The organism is Actinospineispora acaciae DSM 45401 (assembly GCF_000620785.1).
Lineage (GTDB): Bacteria > Actinomycetota > Actinomycetes > Mycobacteriales > Pseudonocardiaceae > Pseudonocardia > Pseudonocardia acaciae.
This window is the reverse complement of sequence record NZ_JIAI01000004.1, coordinates 1-17,913: the sequence shown is the minus strand read 5'-3', so window position 1 is coordinate 17,913 and position 17,913 is coordinate 1. Positions and strand designations below refer to the sequence as shown.

Genomic DNA, 17,913 nt, shown 5'->3' with positions numbered 1-17,913 from the left:
TCAGAACCCCATCAGGTTGGGTGTGATCTTCGTCAGGCCCCGCTCGGCCGCGTAGAGGTCGAGCGGCAGCGCGGTGAGCTCGTCGACCTCGGCCACGGCCAGGGGGTCGATGCCGGCGTCGATGTCGATCAGATACCGCGAGCAGCCCTGGCACGCTTCGATGCGTAGGTGGGGGAACAGCGGCGGGTCGGAGCCCGGGGGGACGTGGCCGTTGCCGCGCCCCACCTTCGGCCCGTCGTGGTGCTCGGCGAAGATGGTGCGCCGCGCACCGTCGGTCTCGCCGCAGCAGGCACAGCTGCTGGCGGAGTAGGCCCAGGTGGTTCCGCAGCGGGCGCAGGCCAGCCGCCGTCGGCCCGCGACGAGTCCGTCCTTGGCGTCGGCGCGCAAGGACAGCTGTGGCGGGCCGGCGCAGCGCGGGCAGCTCCGCTCGTTCCGGGGGGCGGGGTCGCGGGCGCACGCGGCGCCGGCGTCGATCGTCTCCAGTGGGCCGCGCAGGACCGCGCGGGCCAGATACCTCTCGACCGGCGTCAGGTCCTCACCGGCGAGCCAGCCGCGCAGCACCCGCCCGGTCGCGGCTCGGTCGAGCAGCTCGCGCACGCCCTCCACCAGCAGCGGGGGGCCGTGTCGCTCGGTGGCCTCGACGGCGTGCGGCAGCACGTGCTCCTCGGCCCACCCGGCGAGCTCGTCGGCGGCCGGAGGATCGGCTCGCGTCCGAGGCCATGCCTGCTCCCAGACGTCCAGCAGCGCGAGGTACAGGGTGAGCATCTCGGCGGCGTGTTCGTGGCGTTCGCGCAGCGCCGCGGCCCTGCGGCGGTGGTCCGCCCACGGGCTGGTCACGGTCCGCGCGCCGGACATCAGATCTTCTCGATGTTGACGAGGAAGGCCTTGAACTCGGGCGTGCGGGAGCTGGCGTCGCCGACGAACGGGGTGAGCGCGTTGGCCAGCCAGTGCTGTCCGGTCCGGATGCCGACGAAGCCCCAGTGGATCGGGATGCCGATCTGGTAGATGCGCTGCCCGTCCACCCGCAGGGGCCCGAGACGTTTGGTCACCACCGCGCGCACCTCGAGCTTGCCGCGCTTGGACGAGACCCGCACCAGGTCGCCGCTGGTGATCCCCTTCTCCCTGGCCAGCGCGGCGGGGACCTCGACGAAGGCCTCGGGTTGGAGCTGGACGAGCTGGTCCACCTGCTGGGTGATGTAGTGCTCGTGCTCGGTGAGCCGGTAGCTGGTGGCCACGTACGGGAACTCCGCCGGGGTGCCGAACCGGTCGGGGCGCCCGGCCTGCTTGTCGTAGAGGAATGCCGCCGGCGTGGTCGCCACCGCCGGGTGCAGCGGGTTGCCGACCGGTGACTCGATCGGCTCGTAGTGCTCGGGGAACGGCCCGTCCGCCACCGAGTTGCTGAACAGCCGGCCGGTGCCTTCCCCGGTCATGATGAACGGCAGCGGGGAGGCGGGATCGGCGGGGTTGGCGGTGGGTGGGTAGTCGGGCACGTCGCCGACCCACCTGCCGGCGGCGGCGTTCCAGCCGATGCCGGCCCGGGTCGGGTCCCACGGCCGGCCCTGGGTGTCGGCGGATGCCCGGTTGTAGAGAATGCGCCGGTTCAGCGGCCAGCTCCAGGCCCAGTTGGGGTAGAAGCCCATCCCGGTCGGGTCGTTGCGCTTCGGGTCCTGCACCCCGTCGCGGCGTCTGGTCAGGTTGCCGCTCTCCGGGTAGTGGCCGGTGTAGATCCAGTCGCCGGCGATGGTGCCGCCGTCGTCGCGGAGCGCGGCGAAGGTGTCCAGGCGCTTGCCGGTGGCGAGGTCCCGGCCGTTGATCTCCTGGGCGAGCTCGTCCAGCTCGGGCTTGGTCGGGTCCCGGTACGGCAGGGTCAGCTCCATGATCGGATCCGGGTACTTGCCGCCCTGCTGGGCATAGAGGCGGCGCACCCTGGCGAAGAGGTCGGCGAGGATCCAGTGGTCGTGCCGGCTGTCCCCTTCCGGCGGGAGCACCTGGTCCTTCCACTGCGCCCAGCGGCCGCTGTTGGTGAACGACCCGTCCTTCTCGATCCAGTGCGTGGCCGGCAGCATGAACACCTCGGTCTGGACGCGTCCCGGGTCGATCCCCGGGGCGCGCCAGAACTCCGAGCTCGTGGTCGGGTAGGCGTCCATCACGCACAGCCACTTGAGGTTGGACAGCGCCTGGAGGACCTGGTTGGAGTCGGGGCCGATGCTGGTGGCCGTCATCCCGGACAGCAGGAGCCCCTCCATCTTGCCCCGCAGCGCCGCGTCGAAGATCGAGATCCAGGACGAGTTCGAGGCCGGCTTGGGGATGTGGTGGAAGGCGAACTCGTTGTCCGGGCGCGCGGCGTCGCCGTACCAGGCCTTGAGCAGGCTGACCATGAACTTGCGGTAGTTCGCGCCGAAGAAGTTCTGCGAGTTCGGGCGCAGCGGCGTGGTCGCGCTCTGCGCCACGTAGTCGTTCAGGTTGCGCTGGCCGGGCGCCGGGATCTTCAGGTAGCCGGGCAGGATCTCCCAGGAGATCGCGTGGTCGGTGTTGCCCTGGATGTTGGCGTGGCCGCGCTCGGCGTTCATGCCACCGCCCGGCCTGCCGATGTTGCCCAGCAGCAGTTGCAGCAGCGCGCCCGACCGGATGAGCTGCACGCCGGTGGTGTGGTGGGTCAGGCCGACCGCGTACACGATCGTCATCACCTTGTCCGGCCGCCCGGTCTCGCCGACGGTCCGGGCCACCCCGAGGAACTGCTCGCGCGGGATGCCGGTGATCCGCTCCACCATCTCCGGGGTGTAGCGGCCGTAATGCGCTCGCATCAGGTTGAGCACCGAGCGGGGGTGGTCGATGTCCACCACGGCGAACCCGTCGGGGCCCGTCTCGTAGGCCCACGCCGTGGTGTCGTAGCTCCGCTTGGCCGGGTCGTACCCGTTGAACATGCCGTCGGTGAAGGCGTAGCCCTCCTTCACCACCAGCCCGGCGTTGGTCGCGTAGCGCACGTACTCGTCGTGGTAGAGCCGGTTCTGGAGCACGTAGTTGATCAGGCCGCCGAAGTAGGCGACGTCGGTGCCGGTCCGGATCCGTAGGTGCGTGTCGGCGACCGCCGAGGTGCGGGTGAACCGGGGGTCAGCATGGATGATCTTCGCACCGCGGTCCAGCTTCGCCCGCATGAACCACTGGAAGCCGACCGGGTGGGCCTCGGCGGGGTTGGCACCATTGATCAAGATCACGTCGGCGTGCCTGATGTCGCGCCAGTGGTTCGTCATGGCGCCTCGGCCAAAGGTGGCGGCCAAACTGACCACCGTGGGGCCGTGTCAAACGCGGGCCTGCTGCTCCAGGTGGATCAGGCCGAGCCCGCGCATGACCTTGGTGGCGAAATAGCCCTCCTCGGAGCTGAACGCCGCCCCGCCGGCGAACGCGATGCCTTCGCAACGGTTCACCGTGTTCCCGCCGGCGTCGGTGGCGACGAACGTGCGGTCCCGCGATGCCTTGATGTTCTGCGCAAGCTTGTCCAGGGCGAAGTCCCAGGACACGTCCTTCCACTCGCTCGCCCCGGCCGCGCGGTAGCGCGGGCTCGTCACCCGCCGGCTGGACACGGCCAGCTGCAGCGCCGTCGCGCCCTTCGGGCACAGCCTGCCCTCGTTGACCGGGCTGTCCGGATTGCCCTCGATCTGGAGCAGCTCGACCTTGCCGTCCCCGGTCTTGCGGGTGTAGGCCAGCAGCGCACAACCGACCGCGCAGTAGGGGCAGACCGAGTGCGACACCGTGGCACCCTCGATGCGCAACCGCTGCTTGACCATCCTCGCCCGGACGACGTCGAAACCCAGGGCCGAAGCCCCGAGCCCGCTCACAACCGTCCCGCCCAGGAACTCACGTCGGGTGATATCCACGGCTGGCCTCCTCGCCAGGCGACCGCCCGCTCACACCCCAACGGGCGACCAGGGTATTGAATTGTTCCCATCGTGTGCTGTAGGAGTCAATGCCCTGGTCAGGGGCATTGAGTGAATAACGTGAGGAACGATTTTATTTGGAAAGGCTAACCTTGGGCGAGCTGAAGATCACTTCGGTCGCCCCGTGCGTCCGGGTTGCGCAAGATATCCAGCAACCGAGGCCCGGCGGGTACGAGTAGCCCACCGACCCCGCGTTCGGCGGCCTCGGCCAACGCCACCCGCCAGGCCGCTCGACCCTCCGGCGACGCGGTCCGCATCCAGCGTTCCGGTGTGCCGCCCGCCGAGGCACGCTCGAAGACCCCGTCGTCGAGCCGGCGGAACAGCGCCAGGTCGGGCCGGCCCTCGTCGCCTTCGGTGAGATCGGCGAACGCCGAGGGTTCGCCGCACAGTGCAAGGCGCCCGTGGCTCAGCCGCGCGATCGTGGCGAGCGTGTCGGCACGCCAACCGCCCGGGGACCTCGGCAGGGCCGCCACCAGCAGGGACCGGAACGTCAGGCTCGCCAACGCCGCCGTCACCGCAAGCGGATCGAGCCCCGTGCCCGAGGGGAGGTCCACCCAGATCGCGTCGGCGCCGGCGCTGTCGAATGCCGCCGCGTCGGCCAGCCACCCACCCAGCTCCTCCGGAGGCGGCGCGAGCAGCACCCCGACGCTCACCGTCGCGGTGACCTCACCCACCTGGGGCTCCATGCGCCTCACCGTAGCGAGGCGCTGTCAGGGGGTGAACCGGTATCCACCAGGTGGCCGAACATGAACGGGTCGCACATTCGGTCCGACCCGCAAGGTGAGCGGTGTGGTTGTTGGTTATGTGGAGTGCGGCGACGAAGGGCGAATGCGGCGCGGGTGTTCGGCATCGAGCCAGTGGGCTAGTTCCCGGTAGAGGGTGTAGAGGGGTCCGGTGTCGATGTGGTCGGTGGATGCGTCGAGGGTCTGGTGAAGGCGGTCGTAGGTGGCGCGGCCTCGGGCGGACAGGTGGATCACGATCTTGCGTCGGTCGGTGCGGTCTGGTCGGCGGTAGGCGAGCTTGCGCATCACCATTGCGTTGACCAGCTTGGTGAGGGTTGAGGCGGGCATGAGCACGGCCCTGGCTATCTCGCTCATCGTGTGGCCCGCGCCGTCGGCGAGCGTGGAGAGCACCCACCATTCTTCGAGGGAACTGCGTTGCTTTTGCCAGCACGGAGCTGAGCTGGTCGGTCAGCTGGTTCTGGGCCGCGGTCAGGGTGTGCAGCAGGTCGGTCGCCTGGCATTCGGTCATAGCCGCGCTCCACCCCGAGTTCGAGAACCGTCGAGCCAGCCGTTTCGACACGGGCCTGCCGTGGTGGTCTGATCTCGTTGAGGCGGGTACCACGAGGACGGGCCTGTGCTGGCACCGGATCGCTCGACGCGTCACCGACGGCCTGATCCAGCGCGTGACCCTCGCGGCGAGCCCGCCGCCTCGGCTGCCGAGCACGATGAGCAGCGCGTTGCTCTCCTGCGCCGCCTTGGCCAGTTCACCAGCGGGGTCGCCGCGTCGGACGCCGGAAAGGTGCTGCGCTGGTCCGGCATCGAGCACCTCGCGCCCGGGCGTACGTGGGTTTCGTCGGCGGAGCCGTACTCCTGGCCGTCGTCGTGCGGTTGCACCTCGAAGCCGAGCGCGCGGTGGTGCTCGAGCGCGCGGGCGCACTACTCGAAGGTGCACACCTGCGACTTCGGTATGGAGGCGGCGCTGGTGCCCGGTGACGGCTTCGGCGTTGTCGAGTTGGACACCCGCAACGGGCCGGTCAGGGTCGGCATGATGATCTGCTGCGACAGGGAGTTCCCGGAGTCGGCGCGGGTGCTGACGGTGCGGGGCGCGGAGATCATTCTCACCGGAACCCCGTGGTTGGCGACAGATCCACCCGGCTAGCATGGTGGCGGCGCACGGGGCGCCGCCGGTTCGCGGGAAGGGCTCAGCCCACCTGTTGCATGCGCGATACCTGTGTACCGACCTCCTTCTCCTGCCTGATCATGCGAACACCAGGCAAGCCGGAAAGGAGGCCGTCGTGCCTGCCCGTCGCCTGCCCAGTGACCCGAACCTGGAAAACCTGCGCAAACAGGCCAAACAGCTGCACCGCGGGGCGCGCGCCGGTGACCCGGAGGCGGGCTCGCTGGTCCGCGAGTTCCACCCCAGGGACGTGGCGCTCGCCGAGCTGTCCCGTGCGGACGCGCAGCTGGCGCTGGGCCCGCTCCTACGGTTTCCTCAGCTGGCCACGGCTGACCGAGCACCTGATCCAGGTGGGCCGCTACACGCGCGCGCCGCACCGTGAACCCGTCCACGAGGCCGGCCCGGACCGACTGCTCCGGCTGGCCTGCCTGACCTACGCCGACGAGGACACCCCGGCCCGCCTGGACGAGGCGCGGCGGCTGCTCGCCACCAACCCCGAGCTGGCCACCGCGAACATCCACACCATGGCCGCGGTCGGCGAGGTGGCGGCGGCCGCGGTCGCGCTGGCGGATGACCCGTCGCTGGCCAACGCGGAGGGCGGCCCTTTCGACTGGCCGCCGCTGCTCTACCTGGCCTACTCGCGGCTGGACGGCCCGGGCCAGGACACGCTGGGGGTGGCCCGGTTGCTGCTGGTGAACGGCGCCGACCCGAACGCCGGCTACCTGTGGGAGGGATTGCCGTCCCCGTTCACCGCGCTGACCGGTGCGCTCGGCGGCGGGGAGAGCGACCAGCCGCCGCACCAACATGAGCTGGCCCTGACCCGGCTGCTGCTGGAGGCCGGCGCGGACGCCAACGACAGCCAGGCGCTGTATAACCGCGCGTTCGCCGGCCCCGGTGAGGACCGCAACGACTGGCTGGAGCTGCTGCTCGCGCACGGGCTGGGCCGGGGCTCCGGCGGGCCGTGGCACCAGCGGATGGGGCCGATGCACCCGACCCCGGCGAAGCTGTTGCAGGACGCGCTGCTGCACGCGGCCGCCGAGGGCCTGCCGAACCGGGTGCGGCTGCTGCTGACGGCCGGGGTGGACGTGCACGGCCTGGGCACCGAGCACCCGATCACGGCAGGCTGGGACGCGTACGAGCTGGCCATGCTGTCGGGCAACATGGAGGTCGCAGGGCTGTTGCGCGAGGCCGGGGCGCGGGCAGGTGATCCGATGCTGGAGTTCGTCGCCCGGTGCATGCGCGGCGACCGGGACGGGGCCACCCGGCTGCTCGCCGACGACCCCTCGCTGACCGAGCGAGCGGTGGCCGCGCACCCGGCATTGGTCTGTCGGGCGGCCGAGCTGGGCAGGCTGGACGCGGTCCGGTTGCTGGCCTCGTTGGGCTTCGCGGTGAACCCGGCCGGCGCGCGTACCCCGCTGCACGAGGCGGCCTGGCGCGGTGACCTGCCGATGGTGCGAGCGCTGCTTGAGTTGGGCGCCGATCCGGACGCCGAGGACGCCGAGCACCGGGCCACCCCGTCGGGCTGGGCGGAGTACAACGAACAGCGCGAAGTGGTGGAATACCTGGCCTCGCACACCCCTCGCCTGTCATGAGACGTCAGCGCGACAAGGGGGTCCCACATGCGGCGAGCCTCAGCGGTCATCAGCGAGACTCGACAAGCGACACCCGACCGGCGGCCGGCCTACGAGACCAACGGCGAACCCTGGGGGCCAGCACGGTGACCTTTCCGCGCCGACAGCGGACGCGGCCGAGGGTCGGCACGAACCGTGTCGTACCCCGAAGCAGTTCATCTGAGATGCAGACCGATGCGGAGGCGTTTACTTGCTCGTAGTGGCCTGGAATACGTAGCGGTTGACGCTGTACAGGTAGTCGCCTTCGTCGCCGCGCGCGCGGAGGTCGGCGAGCCATGCCGAGGCATCGGCCTCGGTCAGGCCCTGTCGACCGACGACGAACCGGGCGATGGCCGTCATCATGCCGGCGCTGAACGAGTCGTCCGTCAGCCGAGGGTTGAAGATCACGTGCACCCGCTGCCCGGTGACGTGGAAACCGGCTCGGCGCAGCAGCCCGGCCAGCGTCCGGGGCAGCCGAGGGTGTACGAGGTGCTCCTCCCACGCCGCCACGACGCGCCGGTGCAGCTCCCGGTCGGCCGTATGCCACACCAGCGAGTCCCAGTCGGTGTCCAGGATCAAGGCGCGCCCATCGGGCCGCAGCACCCGCCGCAGCTCGCCGAGCGCCCCCGCGACGTCGGTGACGTACTCGTAGACCTGGGTGGACACGGCCGCGTCGAACGTGCCGTTGGCGTAGGGCAGCGCGACCGCGTCGCCCTCGTCGATGTGCGCCCACGGCAGCTCTCGGGTGCGGGCGGCGGCGAGCGCGTTCATCGCCGGGCTCGGGTCAAGGCCGTGCACCGTTCCGCCCGGGCCTACCGCCTCGGCAAGGGAGGCCACCAGATAGCCCGGCCCCGATCCAACGTCGAGCACCCGCTCTCCGGGCTGCGGTGCGAGCAGCGACAGCACCTGTTCCCGCTGCGCCACCACATCGGGGCTCGCGTACATCCGCTCGGTCCGCCGCGCACCGCGCTCATCGAATCGCAGCGTGGTCATGACACAACACACTAAGGCGTTGCTTGTCCACGGCCTGGCATCCGTGGGCGGGTGTCAGGGTTACGGCGGGTCGGCGTTCACGTGATGCTTATCAACGCCGTCCGAGGGGAGCGTCGCCAGTCCTCTGTAACGTCGTTACTGGTGATGGGGGCGAAGCCTCGGGCCGCTCTGGTCGCCGCCTCGAACAGGGTCTGCGTGTCACTTCTCTGCCATGTGTCGGACCGCGGCTTGGGTGGTTTCGATCAGTCGGGTGCTGGCGCGGTGTGCGGCGGTGGGGCGGTGGGCGCGGATGGCCTCGAGGACGGCGTGGTGCAGCGGGAGGGTGGCCGCGACGCCGCCCGGTGCGTGTGAGCTGGCCTCCAGGCCGTGATGGAGGCTGGTTTGCAGCAGCCGGCCGAGCTGTTGGATCAGTTGGTTGTCGGTGGCCCGCAGCAGGGTGAGGTGGAAGGTCAGGTCGGCCTGGACGAAGGTCTCGGCGCCGTCGGGCAGCGTGGGGGCGTGCTCGGCCATGCGGGCGTAGGCGGAGTCGAGCGCGGCGAGATGTTCGTCGGTGGCGCGCTCGGCGGCGAGCCGGGCGGCGCCGGGTTCGACCATGAGCCGCAGCTCGAGCAGGTCGTCCAGGAAGCCCGGGGGTCCGATCTGGCCGTGCCAGTCGATGACCTCGCGGTCCATCAGGTTCCAGTGGTCGCGGGCCAGTACCCGGGTGCCCAGCCGGGGCCTTGGCTCGACCAGGCCCTTGGCGGCGAGTGCCTTGACCGCTTCGCGGATCCCGCCCCGGCTGACGTCGAGCTGGGCGGCGAGGTCGGTCTCGTTGGGGAGCTGGCTGCCGTGCGGGAACTCGCCGGAGACGATCCGGCGACCCAGTAGCTCCACGACCCTGCCGTGCATGGTGCGATGCCGTCCGAGGGGCCCGGGCCGCGTACTGTTCACATGCGAATCATCAAATGATTCATCAATAATGTCAAACAGGCGGAAGGACCGCTCATGCGGATCACCGGATTGAGCACGCACGTGCTGGGTACGCCGTGGCGGAACCTGACGATCGTCGAGGTGCTGACCGACGAGGGCATCAGCGGCCTTGGCGAGGCGCGGATGCTCAACCACACCGACGCGCTGCTGGGATACCTGGCCGAGGCGTTGCCGAACCACCTGCTCGGCGCGGACCCGTTCGAGATCGAGGGCCTGGTGCATCGGATGACGCGCCACGACTACGCCAGGGCCGGCGAGATCGCGATGTCCGCGCTGGCGGTGGTCGAGATCGCCTGCTGGGACATCATCGGCAAGGCGCTCGGGCTGCCGGTGTACCGGCTGCTCGGCGGCGCGGTGCGGGATCGGGTCAAGGCGTACGCGAACGGCTGGTACCGGGTCGAGCGCACGCCCGAGGAGTTCCACGCGGCGGCCACCGAGGTGGTGCGGCGGGGCTATCGCGCGTTGAAGCTGGACCCGTTCGGCGCCGGCATGTTCGAGCTGGACGCCGAGGAGACCGCCCGGTCGCTCGCGCTGGTCAAGGCGGTCCGCGACGCGGTGGGCCCCGACGTGGAGCTGCTCATCGAGATGCACGGGCGGTTCAGCCCGGCGACGGCGATCCGCATCGCGAACCTGCTGGTGCCCTACCGCCCGTCCTGGATCGAGGAGCCGGTGCCGCCGGAGAACCTCAAGGCGCTGGCCAAGGTCGCCGCCCACACCGAGATCCCGATCGCCACCGGCGAGCGCATGCACACCCGTTTCGACTACCGGGAGCTGTTCGAGCTGCGGGCCGCCGACATCATCCAGACCGACATCACCCACTCCGGGGGGCTGTGGGAGGCCAAGAAGCTGGCCGGCGAGGCGGAGGCCCACTACCTGCTGATGGCGCCGCACAACGTGGGCGGGCCGATCTCCACGGCGGCGAACCTGCACCTGGCCGCGACCACGGTGAACTTCAAGATCCAGGAGCACTTCAACGACTTCGCCGACCCGTTCGTGAAGCGGTGCGCGCCGGGCCTTCCCGAGGTCGTCGACGGGTACTTCCCGCTGCCCGACCGCCCGGGCCTGGGGGTCGAGCTGGACCGCGAGCAACTCGCCCGACACCCGCGCGAGGCGGTGAACTTCAACCTGTTCGTGGAGGGCTGGGAGCAGCGCCAGTCCAGGGGCGACCGCGGGGCTTGACGGTTTGGGCGAATCATTGAATCATTCGTGCACGCAGGATGGGCTTGGGTCGATGTTGTTCCCGCCGAGATGGATGCGTGGTCTGTGATGACGTCAACGGTGACGAGTGATTACTCCCGAAGGGCGGCGCTGAGGCTGGTCGGCGCCGGCGGTGGCGCGGTCGGTGTGGGCGCGCTGCTGGCCGCGTGCGGCGGCGGGCGCCAGGGTTCGGAGGGTAAGGGGGCGGGCGGTTTTCCGGCGACGCCGCCGTGGCGGTTCGTGTTCGTCAACCACGTGACGACGAACTCGTTCTTCGTGCCGACCCGGACCGGTCTGGCGGATGCGGCGGCGTTGTTGGGGTTGCCGGCGCCGCAGTGGACGGGCTCGCAGGACGGCAACGTCTCGGAGATGGCCAACGCGTTCAACACCGCGATCACCAGCAATGCCGACGGCATCGCGGTGGCGTTGACCGACGACAACGCGTTCGTCGAGCCGACCAAGCGGGCGTTGGCCAAGGGCATCCCGGTGATCGCCTACAACGCCACGGCGGCGAACAACTTCCCGCTGACGTATGTGGGGCAGGACCTGTACCGGTCGGGGTTCCTGATGGGGCAGCGGATCGCTCGCGATGTGACGTCCGGGGACATCCTGGTGGGGATCTCACAGCCGGGCGGCAACAACGTGCAACCCCGGCTGGACGGCATCACCGACGCGCTCAAGCAGGCCGCGCCGGGGGTGACCGTCAGGTCGGTGAACACCGGGGCCGAGCAGGCCGCCGAGCTGAACGCGATCACCGCCGCGTACACCGGCAACCCCGGCGCGAAGGGGATCTACGCGGTCGACGCCGGCAGCACCGCGTCCATCGCGCAGCTGATCACCAGCCGGAACCTGCAGGGCAAGGTGCACGCCGGCGGGTACGACACGCTGGCGGACACGATCAAGGGCGTCGGCTCGGGCGCGCTGGACTTCACCATCGACCAGTCCGCGTACCTGCAGGGGTTCCTGCCGGTGCTGTACATGTACATGTACCGGCTGTCCGGCACGCTGGTGACGCCGCCGGTGACCGACACCGGGCTCACGTTCGTGACCAAGGAGAACGTCGGCCCGTACCAGTCGGCCAACAGCAAGTTCGAGGGCGGGCCGAACGCGGCGATGGTGCCGATGCCCTCGGCGATCCCGCTGCCGCCCGCGACCGCGCTGACCCGCTAGCGCATGCCGAACAACGTGGGCGCGCTGCTGGCCGGCTCGGTGCGGGTCAAGGAGCTGAGCATCCTGCTGGTGACGGTGGCCGCCGGGATCTACTTCAGCCTCACCACCAGCGTGGGCTTCAACACCGTGGACAACTACCACACGATCGCGCAGTACGTGGCGCCGTGGGCGATCGTGGCCGCGGGCGAGGTGATGCTGCTGATCTGCGGCGAGATCGACCTGTCCGCCGGGTTCGTGTTCACCCTGTCGCCGTTCGTGCTGATCCTGTTCTACGACGCGGGCGCGCCGCTGCTGCTCGCGCTGGTCGGCTCCCTGGTGGTCTGCGCGTTCATCGGGACGGCCAACGGGCTGATCCGCACCCTGTTCGGGCTGCCGGCGTTCATCACCACGCTCGGCATGGCGTTCCTGCTGCAGGGCATCTCGCTGGTGATCTCCGGGGGCTCGCCGGTCGCCGCGCCCACCGGCGAAGGCCTGGCCACCTGGATCGGGCAGGCGCCGTGGAGCGAGTTCGGCTGGGCGTTGCTCATCGTCGCGGTGATGCAGGTGGTGCTGTCCACCACGAGGTTCGGCGTGTACACCCAGGCCACCGGCGGCAACCCGGTCGGCGCGGCGGAGTCGGGCATCCGCACCGGCACGGTCAAGGTGGTCAACTTCGCGTTGACCAGCACGCTGGCCGGGTTCGCCGGGGTGTTGCAGGGCACCAGGGTGGGCTCGTACGACCCGACCAACGGCGGGTTCAACACGATGTTCTTCGCGGTGGCCGCCGCGGTGATCGGGGGCACCGCGCTGCTTGGCGGGTCGGGCACGGTGGTCGGGGCGTTCCTGGGGGCGCTGTTGCTGGGGATCGTGTACGACGGGTTCAACCTGACCGGGGTCAACGCCAGCGCGTTCCCGGTGGTGCTGGGGATCGCGATCCTGGTCGCGATGCTGATCAACGTGTACCTGACGGTGCTGCGCAAGCGGATGAGCGCCCTATGAGCAGCGACATCAGAGCAGACGAGGTCGTTCGGGCCGAGCACCTCAGCAAGGGGTTCGGCCCGGTGAGCGCGCTGCGCGACGTGAACCTGTCGGTGCGCCGAGGCGAGATCCTCGGCCTGATCGGCGACAACGGCGCCGGCAAGTCCACCTTGATCAAGATCCTGACCGGTTTCCACCGGCCGGACGGCGGTGAGCTGTTCTTCGAGGGTGAACCGGTGGTGCTGCGGTCGGTCACGCACGCGCGGTCGCTGGGCATCGAGACGGTGTTCCAGGACCTGGCGATGGTCAACGAGCTGCCGGTCTACCTGAACCTGCACCTGAACAAGGAGCTGGTGCACGCGCCGCTGCCGTTCCTGCGCCGCCGGGAGATGAAGCGCCGCGCCCGCGAGGCGCTGGACGCGATCGGCATCAACATCCCGTCGGTGACCGCGCAGGTCGGCCAGCTCTCCGGCGGGCAGCGCCAGGCCATCGCGGTGGCCCGCTCGGTGCACTCCGAGGCCAAGCTGCTGCTGCTGGACGAGCCGCTGGCCGCGATGGGGGCCAAGGAGGGCGGGCTGATCCTGCGCCTGCTCCAACAGCTCAAGGCGCGCGGCGACATCGCCATCATCCTGATCGCGCACAACTACGGCCAGATCGTCGACGTCTGCGACCGCGTCAACCTGCTCCAACACGGCGAGATCACCTTCGACAAACCGTCCAAGGACACCTCCGTCGCCGAACTGCTCGAGCTCGTGCACGCCGAATACCGCCTCAACCACGACTGAGGAGAGCCCATGCGCGGCATCCTGCTTGTCAGAGTGATAGCGATAGCCGGCATCGTCGGCCTCACAGCGTGCGGCGGCACCGCAACGAGCACGCCGCCCGCCCCGCCCTCGGCGGGAGCCAGTTCCGCGGCTGCCAACCAGGCGCCGACCGTGACCAGTGAGCCGTTCGGTCAGGTGGACGGCGCCGCGGTGAGCCGCTACACGCTGTCCAACGGCCGTGGCATGACGGTGCGGATCCTGACCTACGGCGGCACCATCCAGTCGCTGGAGGTGCCCGACCGCCGAGGCCACGTCGACAACGTGGTGCTCGGGTTCGCCACCCTGGACGGCTATCTCGACATCGCCAAGAAGAAGGGCAACCCCTACTTCGGCGCGATCATCGGCCGCTACGCCAACCGGATCGCCAAAGGCGCCTTCACCCTCAACGGCACCGCCCACCAGCTGCCGGTGAACAACAACGGCAACAGCCTGCACGGCGGCACCGCGGGGTTCGACCAGAAGGTGTGGCAGGCCACCCCGCAACAGGGCGGCGACACGGTCGGACTGAAGCTGCAGTACGTCAGTCCTTCAGGGGAGATGGGCTATCCGGGTGCGCTCACGGCGACGGTCACCTACACCCTCGACCAGACCAACCGGCTGAACATCGACTACCAGGCGAGCACCGACGCGCCGACGGTGGTGAACCTGACCAACCACAGCTACTGGAACCTCGCCGGCGAGTCCGCCCTGGGCATCTACGACCACCGGCTGACCCTCAACGCCGACCGCTACACCCCGACCGACTCGACCCAGATCCCCACCGGCCAGCTCGCCCCGGTCAAGGGCACGCCGATGGACTTCACCGCCCCGACCGCGATCGGCGCCCGGATCACCGCGAACGACCCGCAGCTGCTGACCGGCCAGGGCTACGACCTGAACTGGGCGATCAACCGCGGAGACGACACCTCGCTGGCGCAGGCCGCCAAGGTGGAGGACCCCTCGACCGGGCGGACGCTCACCGTGCTCACCACCGAGCCCGGAATCCAGTTCTACTCCGGGAACTTCCTCGACGGAACGATCATCGGAACCGGCGGCCACGCCTACCGGCAGGGCGCCGGGCTGGCGCTGGAGACCCAGCACTTCCCGGACTCGCCCAACCACCCGGAGTTCCCCAGCACCACGCTGAACCCGGGCCAGACCTATCACCAGACGACCGTGTTCCAGCTCGGCGTCGGATGATGCGGAACATCCGGGAGTTCCTGGCCTCCAGCGGGCTGGCGGCCTCGGACGGCGATGCGGTGCCGTCCAGCGAGAAGCGGTTCCCGGACGGCGCGCAGTATCGGGTGGAGATCCCGAGCGTGGAGGGGCCCGAGGTGCTGTCCGAGGTCCTCGTCGAGGCCGACGCGCGGGGCGTGCCGGTGCACCGCGTCTCGCAGGGTAGCGGCGGGATGCTGCTGACCGACGACGAGCTGTCCGCCATGGTCCATACGGCGGCGATCCGGTCGATCGAGGTGAGCCTGTTCGCCCGGCCGCTGGCGGGATGGGGCACCTCCGCCGCGGCGGTGGCGTCCGGGGCTGGCGCACTGGGCGCGCAGGCGCACGGCACCGAGCAGCTCGTGGCGTGCCTTGCCGACATCGAGCGGTCCGCCGACGCCGGTATCCGCAGCGTCCTGGTCACCGACATCGGGGTGCTGGACACGGCGGTGCCGGTGCCGGCCCAGTCTCCATGAGGGCGGTGTACATCGAGGGGCCGACCCGGTTGCGGGTGGGCCCGGCCGAGCCCGCGCCGCCGGGGGCCGGCGAGGCGTTGGTGCGGATCGCCTGGGCCGGCATCTGCGGGTCCGACCGGGAGGTGCTGGCCGGCGGGCGCCCGGCCGAGCTGGTGAGGTATCCGGTGGTGCCGGGGCATGAGTGGTCGGGCACGGTGGCCTCGGTGGGCGCGGGCGTGGACGCCGGGCTGGTGGGCCGGCCGGTGGTGGGGGAGAACTTCCGCTCCTGCCAGCGCTGCGACGCGTGCCGTCGCGGTGAGACCAACCTGTGCCAGGCCGGATACGAGGAGTCGGGGTTCACGCTGCCCGGTGCCTGGGCGGACTACCTGACGGTTCCGGCCCGGCTGCTGCACGTGCTGCCCGACGGGACCGACCTGCGCGCCGCCGCCGGGCTGGAGCCGGCCGCGTGTGTCGCGGCGGCCTGCCTCAAGGCGGCGCCGGTGCCGGGCGAGGCGGTGGCCGTGGTCGGCGGCGGCACCCTGGGCCTGCTGGCCACCCAGCTGCTGCGGGCCTGTCATCCGGGCGAGCTGACGGTGGTGGAGCCGCGCGCGGCTCGCGCCGGGCTGGCGCGGCGGTGCGGGGCGAGCGCGGTGCTCACCCCCGACCGGGCGGCTGCCGAGCCGGGCCGGTTCGACCTGGTGCTGGAGGCGGCCGGGGCGCCGGGCGCGGCGCGGCTGGCGGTGGCCCTGGCGCGGCGCGGTGGCCGGGTGGTCCTCACCGGGCTACCGGCCTCGGACGACCGGCCGTTGTCCGCCGCCGACCTGGTGCAGGGCGCGGTCACCGTCCACACGGTGTTCGGCGCGCCGTCTCGCGCCTGGTCGCACGCGGTGCGCGCGTTCGCGGCCGGCGCCTTGGACCCCGGCCTGATCGTCAGCCACGAGCTGCCGCTCGACCGGGTCGGTGAGGCGTTCGCCCTGCTCGCGGACGAACACGCGGGCGCGGTCAAGGTACTGCTGCGACCATGACCGTCGCGGTCCCGGCGCCCGCCGGGGTCGTGATGCGTCGGTGCGAACGTGCGACTTGAATGGGCACTCGATGGAGTAGCCGGTAGTGCTGGAGGGTGGAGTGGCGGACAGCAGTCCCGCGGGCAGGCCGAGATTCAAGGTCGACGCGGATGTGCCGCATTCGGCGCGGGTGTGGAACTACTGGTTGGGGGGCAAGGACAACTATCCGGTGGACCGCGCGGCCGGTGACGACTGGGTGGCGCTGAACCCGGGCATCGTGACCATGGCGCAGCAGTCACGGCAGTTCTTGATCAGGGTTGTGCGCTTCCTGGCCGCCGAGGCCGGGGTGCGGCAGTTCCTGGACATCGGCACCGGTTTGCCCACCATGCAGAACACCCACGAGGTCGCTCAGGCGGTGGCGCCCGATGCGCGGGTCGTCTACGTGGACAACGATCCGCTGGTGTTGGCCCATGCTCGCGCGTTGCTGGTCAACACCACCCCGGAGGGCGTCACCACGTACCTGGACGCGGACCTGCACGACCCAGAGTCGATCATCGATGGCGCCCGCAACGTGCTGAACTTCACCAAGCCGATCGCCGTGATGTTCATGGGCGTGCTCGGCCACGTCGCCGAGTTCGGCGAGCTGCGTTCGATCGTCGACAGGCTGACGGCGGCCGTTCCGTCCGGCAGCTATCTGGCGTTGTGGGACGACACCGACGCCGGCGAGGCCAAGCGCCGGGCCAGCGAGAGCTACGCCGAGACCGGGGCGGTGGCGTACCACCTGCGCACGCCCGAGGACCTGGAGCGGATCTTCGACGGCTGGGAGCTGGTGGAGCCCGGCTTGGTGCCGGTCACCCGCTGGCGGCCGAACCTGGCGGAGGTGGGCACCGTACAGGAGATCGATGCCCACGGCGGGGTCGCTCGCAAGCCATAGTGCACCGAAGCCGGTTCTCTGCCTGGCTGTCGCTCAGCAGTTGGGTTGCGACACAGTTTTGGCCGAGTAGTAGGTGAGGAACATGTCCACGCCGCGGTCGATGAGCTCGTTGGCGCGGTTTTTGTTGATTCGTTCGCCGTATGCGAGGTGGGCGAAGTGTGGGTAGAGGACGAGTGCGTAGAGCTGGACCAGTGCCAGGTCGATGTCGGGGATGTCGAGCTCGCCGGCGTCGATGCGTGCGCGGAACTCCTCGACGAGGATGGCGGACGTTGGGCCGGGGCCGTTGGCCTTCCATGCCTGGCCGAGCTCGGGGAATCGCTCCACCTCGCTGGCGACGAGGGTGCGTAGCGCAAGTACCTGTGGCTGCGCCATTCCGGTCACCCATCCTCGCGCCGCCCGCATGAGGATCTCGCGCATGTCGCTGGACTCCGCCAGGCTCTTTTCCAGGGCCGACTTCGGTTGCTGGAGCGCGTCTTCGAGGGCGTCGTGGATCACCGCGAGGAACAGCTCTCGCTTGCTCCCGAAGTGGTTGTAGATCGTCACCTTGGACACGTCGGCGCGCTGGGCGATGAGGTCGATGCCGGCTTCGTAGCCGCGGGTGAGGAACACCTCGCGGGCGGCGTCGACGATGGCCCGGCGCTTGAGGTCGGCGCGCTCGCCGGTGGGCGTGCGCCGGGGTGGTTCGGCCATGCCCCGCATGCTACCAACCCGCTGAACTGTCCCGTCCAGTTCATCTGGACTGAACTGTTGCGTTCACATGTACTGAAGCGTA

At 70.3% G+C, this 17,913-nt stretch carries 18 protein-coding genes and 2 pseudogenes; 11 read left to right on the top strand and 9 right to left on the bottom strand.

Translation table 11 applies throughout. The annotated features are described in order from the left end of the window. The 6 genes and pseudogenes from N912_RS0120150 to N912_RS67030 all read right to left on the bottom strand — a co-directional run. Positions 1-855 carry a formate dehydrogenase accessory protein FdhE domain-containing protein gene (locus N912_RS0120150; RefSeq protein ID WP_028923831.1) on the bottom strand — a complete coding sequence of 285 codons (855 nt, stop codon included), beginning with the start codon at positions 853-855 and terminating at the stop codon, positions 1-3. Next, positions 855-3,287, bottom strand: a complete 2,433-nt coding sequence (fdnG, locus tag N912_RS0120145; protein ID WP_084211046.1) for a formate dehydrogenase-N subunit alpha — start codon at positions 3,285-3,287, stop codon at positions 855-857. The genes N912_RS0120150 and fdnG overlap by 1 nt, the downstream gene beginning before the upstream one ends. Before the next feature lie 12 nt (positions 3,288-3,299). Continuing rightward, positions 3,300-3,875, bottom strand: a complete 576-nt coding sequence (locus tag N912_RS65195; RefSeq protein WP_028923829.1) for a hypothetical protein — start codon at positions 3,873-3,875, stop codon at positions 3,300-3,302. Between the two features lie 146 nt (positions 3,876-4,021). Next, entirely contained in the window at positions 4,022-4,621 is a 600-nt protein-coding gene (locus N912_RS53265; RefSeq protein WP_051580492.1) for an LLM class oxidoreductase, read from the bottom strand. Between the two features lie 114 nt (positions 4,622-4,735). Next, positions 4,736-5,071: pseudogene (locus N912_RS60525) on the bottom strand (MarR family winged helix-turn-helix transcriptional regulator); the annotation flags it as partial. 259 nt (positions 5,072-5,330) lie between these two features. Further along, positions 5,331-5,483, bottom strand: a pseudogene (locus N912_RS67030) (universal stress protein); the annotation flags it as partial. A 141-nt stretch (positions 5,484-5,624) separates the two neighbouring features. Between N912_RS67030 and N912_RS67025 the strand changes: the two are divergent. From N912_RS67025 to N912_RS53255, 3 genes are all read left to right on the top strand, one after another. Continuing rightward, positions 5,625-5,816, top strand: coding sequence for a nitrilase-related carbon-nitrogen hydrolase (locus N912_RS67025; RefSeq protein WP_156993905.1), 192 nt, complete (start codon positions 5,625-5,627; stop codon positions 5,814-5,816). 136 nt (positions 5,817-5,952) lie between these two features. Next, positions 5,953-6,216, top strand: coding sequence for a hypothetical protein (locus N912_RS65190; protein WP_211261315.1), 264 nt, complete (start codon positions 5,953-5,955; stop codon positions 6,214-6,216). Continuing rightward, positions 6,185-7,426: an ankyrin repeat domain-containing protein gene (locus N912_RS53255; protein ID WP_211261314.1), complete on the top strand. Its 1,242-nt coding sequence runs from the start codon at positions 6,185-6,187 to the stop codon at positions 7,424-7,426. The genes N912_RS65190 and N912_RS53255 overlap by 32 nt, the downstream gene beginning before the upstream one ends. Positions 7,427-7,651: 225 nt before the next feature. On the opposite strand, the gene N912_RS0120115 is transcribed toward N912_RS53255, so the two are convergent. After that, positions 7,652-8,437 carry a methyltransferase domain-containing protein gene (locus N912_RS0120115; RefSeq protein ID WP_028923827.1) on the bottom strand — a complete coding sequence of 262 codons (786 nt, stop codon included), beginning with the start codon at positions 8,435-8,437 and terminating at the stop codon, positions 7,652-7,654. 198 nt (positions 8,438-8,635) lie between these two features. Continuing rightward, a complete protein-coding gene (locus tag N912_RS0120110; RefSeq protein ID WP_064745333.1) occupies positions 8,636-9,325 on the bottom strand; it encodes a FadR/GntR family transcriptional regulator in 690 nt (229 codons plus the stop codon). Between the two features lie 96 nt (positions 9,326-9,421). Here N912_RS0120110 and N912_RS0120105 point away from each other — a divergent pair, with 96 nt between their 5' ends. From N912_RS0120105 to N912_RS0120070, 8 genes are all read left to right on the top strand, one after another. Next, positions 9,422-10,585, top strand: a complete 1,164-nt coding sequence (locus N912_RS0120105; protein WP_028923825.1) for a mandelate racemase/muconate lactonizing enzyme family protein — start codon at positions 9,422-9,424, stop codon at positions 10,583-10,585. Positions 10,586-10,684: 99 nt separating this feature from the next. Further along, positions 10,685-11,773 carry a substrate-binding domain-containing protein gene (locus N912_RS0120100; protein ID WP_028923824.1) on the top strand — a complete coding sequence of 363 codons (1,089 nt, stop codon included), beginning with the start codon at positions 10,685-10,687 and terminating at the stop codon, positions 11,771-11,773. 3 nt (positions 11,774-11,776) lie between these two features. Then, on the top strand, positions 11,777-12,751 hold the full coding sequence (locus tag N912_RS0120095; protein ID WP_037065747.1) for an ABC transporter permease: 975 nt from the start codon (positions 11,777-11,779) through the stop codon (positions 12,749-12,751). Further along, positions 12,748-13,515 (top strand): ATP-binding cassette domain-containing protein, encoded by a 768-nt coding sequence (locus tag N912_RS0120090; RefSeq protein WP_028923822.1) that lies wholly within the window; start codon positions 12,748-12,750, stop codon positions 13,513-13,515. The genes N912_RS0120095 and N912_RS0120090 overlap by 4 nt, the downstream gene beginning before the upstream one ends. A 150-nt stretch (positions 13,516-13,665) precedes the next feature. Next, complete coding sequence (locus N912_RS0120085; protein WP_245645355.1) at positions 13,666-14,733, top strand: aldose epimerase family protein; 1,068 nt, start codon at positions 13,666-13,668, stop codon at positions 14,731-14,733. Continuing rightward, on the top strand, positions 14,730-15,224 hold the full coding sequence (locus N912_RS53250) for a hypothetical protein (protein WP_156993802.1): 495 nt from the start codon (positions 14,730-14,732) through the stop codon (positions 15,222-15,224). The genes N912_RS0120085 and N912_RS53250 overlap by 4 nt, the downstream gene beginning before the upstream one ends. After that, positions 15,221-16,228, top strand: a complete 1,008-nt coding sequence (locus N912_RS0120075) for a zinc-dependent alcohol dehydrogenase (RefSeq protein ID WP_037065875.1) — start codon at positions 15,221-15,223, stop codon at positions 16,226-16,228. The genes N912_RS53250 and N912_RS0120075 overlap by 4 nt, the downstream gene beginning before the upstream one ends. A gap of 85 nt (positions 16,229-16,313) precedes the next feature. Next, positions 16,314-17,141: an SAM-dependent methyltransferase gene (locus tag N912_RS0120070; protein ID WP_342670868.1), complete on the top strand. Its 828-nt coding sequence runs from the start codon at positions 16,314-16,316 to the stop codon at positions 17,139-17,141. 33 nt (positions 17,142-17,174) lie between these two features. Here the strand turns inward: N912_RS0120070 and N912_RS0120065 are convergent, their stop codons facing one another. Continuing rightward, the gene (locus tag N912_RS0120065) at positions 17,175-17,831 is read right to left on the bottom strand and encodes a TetR/AcrR family transcriptional regulator (RefSeq protein ID WP_028923818.1); all 657 of its coding nucleotides are present in this window, start codon (positions 17,829-17,831) and stop codon (positions 17,175-17,177) included. Positions 17,832-17,913: the final 82 nt, after the last annotated feature.

What these genes read in the sequence shown, in the direction of transcription:
- N912_RS0120105 (WP_028923825.1), top strand. Translation starts at nt 9,422, where the DNA reads ATGCGGATCACCGGATTGAGCACGCACGTGCTGGGTACGCCGTGGCGG.
- N912_RS0120090 (WP_028923822.1), top strand. Translation starts at nt 12,748, where the DNA reads ATGAGCAGCGACATCAGAGCAGACGAGGTCGTTCGGGCCGAGCACCTC.
- N912_RS0120095 (WP_037065747.1), top strand. Translation starts at nt 11,777, where the DNA reads ATGCCGAACAACGTGGGCGCGCTGCTGGCCGGCTCGGTGCGGGTCAAG.
- N912_RS53250 (WP_156993802.1), top strand. Translation starts at nt 14,730, where the DNA reads ATGATGCGGAACATCCGGGAGTTCCTGGCCTCCAGCGGGCTGGCGGCC.
- N912_RS0120075 (WP_037065875.1), top strand. Translation starts at nt 15,221, where the DNA reads ATGAGGGCGGTGTACATCGAGGGGCCGACCCGGTTGCGGGTGGGCCCG.
- N912_RS0120115 (WP_028923827.1), bottom strand. Translation starts at nt 8,437, where the DNA reads ATGACCACGCTGCGATTCGATGAGCGCGGTGCGCGGCGGACCGAGCGG.
- N912_RS0120065 (WP_028923818.1), bottom strand. Translation starts at nt 17,831, where the DNA reads ATGGCCGAACCACCCCGGCGCACGCCCACCGGCGAGCGCGCCGACCTC.
- N912_RS67025 (WP_156993905.1), top strand. Translation starts at nt 5,625, where the DNA reads ATGGAGGCGGCGCTGGTGCCCGGTGACGGCTTCGGCGTTGTCGAGTTG.
- N912_RS53265 (WP_051580492.1), bottom strand. Translation starts at nt 4,621, where the DNA reads ATGGAGCCCCAGGTGGGTGAGGTCACCGCGACGGTGAGCGTCGGGGTG.
- N912_RS0120110 (WP_064745333.1), bottom strand. Translation starts at nt 9,325, where the DNA reads ATGCACGGCAGGGTCGTGGAGCTACTGGGTCGCCGGATCGTCTCCGGC.
- N912_RS0120150 (WP_028923831.1), bottom strand. Translation starts at nt 855, where the DNA reads ATGTCCGGCGCGCGGACCGTGACCAGCCCGTGGGCGGACCACCGCCGC.